The organism is Thermoflexus sp., assembly GCF_025055495.1.
Classification (GTDB): Bacteria; Chloroflexota; Anaerolineae; order Thermoflexales; family Thermoflexaceae; genus Thermoflexus.
Window position 1 is genome coordinate 1 of sequence record NZ_JANWXB010000104.1, and the last position, 2,891, is coordinate 2,891.

Genomic DNA, 2,891 nt, shown 5'->3' on the forward strand with positions numbered 1-2,891 from the left:
AATTGCTGCCCAAACCCCCGATAAGGATCACCCCCACCAGCCAGAGGGACCAGGACCAGGTGAAGTGCTCGGGGCTGACGGCGAAGAGGCTGGCGATCCAGAAGGCGCCGGCCATCCCGCCAAAAACCCCCGCCATGAAGAAGGCCAGAAGCTTATACGCCACGATGTTGATCCCCAGGGCCTCGGCGGCGATATCGTGGTCCCGGATCGCCATCCAGGCGCGGCCGATGCGGGTGCGGGCCAGATTGGTCATCGCCAGCACCGAGAGCGTGACCAGGATAATCATCAGATAATAAATATCGCGATCGCTCTGGATTACCCAGGGGCCGATCGAGAGGGTTCCTGGGGGTAGTGAGAAAGAGTGTCCGCGTTCCCCGATACGGCTCACATACTGGGTGATGATGAAGTCCACCGTAATGAACTGAGCGGCCATGGTGGTCATGATGAGATAGAAGCCTTTCACCCGGGCGGAGGGCAGGCCGAAGAGCATGGACCACAGCCCGGCTACGATCATCGCCGCAAGGAAGGCCAGGGGATAGGGAATGTGATACTGGAGGACCAGGACCGCGCAGGTGTAGGCGCCGGCGGCGATGAAGGCGGCGTGCCCGAGGGTGACCTGCCCGGTGTAACCGATCAGGAGCTGCACCCCCATGGCGGAGAGGATCGTGTAGCCGATCAAATTGGCCAGGGAGAGCCAGTAGGGGGAGGCGATTTGAGGGAAGATCACGAACAGGAAGACCAGCAGCCCCCACATCCGGAGTTTCACGAAAGTCGTTGGCCACAGGGCCTGATCCTGTTTGTAGGTCTGATAGAACACGCCGCTGGGGAGATGCATCCGCATCGCTTGTGCGCTCCTTGGGGGATCTCTGGTTTACACCCGCTCGATCCGCACCCAGCCGAAGAGCCCATAGGGCTTGATCAAGAGCACCAGGGTCATCACGAGGAAGGGGAAGATTTCCTTCACCCCCCCAGGGGTGAAGCGATCCAGATAACCTCCCGCCAGGTTCTGGAGAACCCCGATGATGATCCCCCCGAGGATCGCTCCGGGGATTGAGTTCAGGCCGCCCAGGACCACAGCGGGAAGCACCAGGAGGCCTAGATACCCCACTGAGATGTTGACGCCGTTGATGTTGCCCAGCAGCGAGCCGCCCACCCCGGCGGCCATAAACGCGATGGCCCATGCCGCGGCGTAGACGAACTTCGGGCTGATCCCCAGGGACATCGCCGCCATCTCATCATCGGCCATCGCCTGCATGGCCAGACCCCATCGGGTATAGCGGAAGAAGGCTACCAGGATCCCCAGCAGCGCTAGAGCGGCGAGGAAGCTCCATAGGTAAACCTGGCCAATCACCACCGGGCCCAGCCGGATCGGCTCATAGGGAAACACCGGAGGATGGAAAACCCGAGTGTCCGTTCCCCAGATCAGCTCGATGACGCCTCGGAAAAAGAAGGAGAGCCCCACCGTGACCATAATGATCGTCAGCACTGGCTCTCCGATCAAGCGTCGCAGGAAGATGCGCTCCGTCAAAATCCCCAGGACGGTCCCGATCAGCAGAGTGGCCAGCAGGGCGATGGGGAAGGGGAAACCCCAGCCATAAAAAGTGAGGGAAACGTAAGCCCCTATGAGGGTGAGTTCCCCCATGGCCATGTTCAGCACGCCGGAGCATTTGTAGATCAGCACCCAGCCCAGGGCTACCAGGGCGTAGATGCTGCCGACCATGATGCCGGTCAGGACAAGCTGAACGAAGATCTCCATGGCATCCTCGCTTCGCACTGAGGATCTCTGCTGGGGACAGAGCTAAGCGTCAGCGGAGGGCCACCGCGGTGGCCGCTTCTCCAGGAACGCGCAGATGCCCTCCTGGGCATCTGCGGCCATGGCGTTCAGGGCCATGACCTCCTGAGCGTAGGCGTAGGCCTGGGATTGGGGCATCTCCAGCTGGCGATAGAAGGCCTGTTTGCCCAGGCCGACGACGAATGGGCTGGCGGCCGCGATCTTCTCTGCCAGGGCTCGCGTCTCCGCCTCCAAAGCCTCCCGAGGGACAACCCGGTTGACCAGCCCATACATGAGGGCCTCCTGGGCGGAGATGGGCTCCCCGGTGAGCAGCATCTCCATCATTTTCTTGCGAGGGAGGTTCCGGCTTACTGCGACCATAGGGGTGGAGCAAAACAATCCGATCTTCACCCCCGGGGTGGCGAAACGGGCGTCCTCTGAGGCCACCGCCAGATCGCAGGTAGCCACGAGCTGGCAGCCGGCAGCGGTCGCTAGGCCGTGAACCTGGGCGATCACCGGCTGGGGGATGGACTGAATCGTGTTCATCATACGGGTGCAAACTTCGAAAACGTGGCGATAGAAATCTGGGGATCGGCCGACCAGTTCGGTGAGGTCATGGCCCGCGCAGAAGACCGGCCCGTTGCCGCGCAGGATGACCACTGCAATCGCCCGGTCCTCTCCGATGGCCTGAAAGCACTCCGTGAGCTCCAGCATGTGGGCCACCGAAAGGGCGTTGCGTTTTTCTGGGCGATTCATGGTCACGAAGGCGATCCGGCCCCCCGTCTCGAAAAGGATGTGCTGATAAACGCGGGTCGCCACCGCCGCCATGGCCCCCTCCTGAATTGCGTAAGAGACGAGATCCTTACGGCTTGAGCGCACGTCCGGGGCGGGGATGGACGGACTGGCTGTCGGCCCATCATGCTGGGGTCACTCCTCCACCCCGTGGGACACCAGGAGCTCCATCCTTTCCGCGGGCGCCCATGCCGGGATCGGCTCCAGATCCACGATGCGCAGATCCGCCCGGATCTCGTTTACAGTGCCGTCCTCGTAGGTGATCGTGGTCTCGAAGTGAACGTCGCGGGCCGCGGGGTCGTAGAGGGCCTGGACGATAGGCTGATAG

Annotated in this window: 4 protein-coding genes; all 4 read right to left on the reverse strand. The window is 62.2% G+C overall.

Annotated elements, in window-relative coordinates:
* A partial coding sequence (locus NZM16_RS03595; RefSeq protein ID WP_295478607.1) for a branched-chain amino acid ABC transporter permease occupies window positions 1–841 on the reverse strand: 841 nt, incomplete at its 3' end.
* A 30-nt stretch (window positions 842–871) separates the two neighbouring features.
* Window positions 872–1,756 (reverse strand): branched-chain amino acid ABC transporter permease, encoded by an 885-nt coding sequence (locus tag NZM16_RS03600; RefSeq protein ID WP_295478611.1) that lies wholly within the window; start codon window positions 1,754–1,756, stop codon window positions 872–874.
* 42 nt (window positions 1,757–1,798) lie between these two features.
* Window positions 1,799–2,599 (reverse strand): enoyl-CoA hydratase, encoded by an 801-nt coding sequence (locus tag NZM16_RS03605; RefSeq protein ID WP_295478614.1) that lies wholly within the window; start codon window positions 2,597–2,599, stop codon window positions 1,799–1,801.
* 99 nt (window positions 2,600–2,698) lie between these two features.
* Window positions 2,699–2,891 (reverse strand): hypothetical protein (locus tag NZM16_RS03610; RefSeq protein WP_295478617.1); only part of this gene is annotated, 193 nt, incomplete at its 5' end.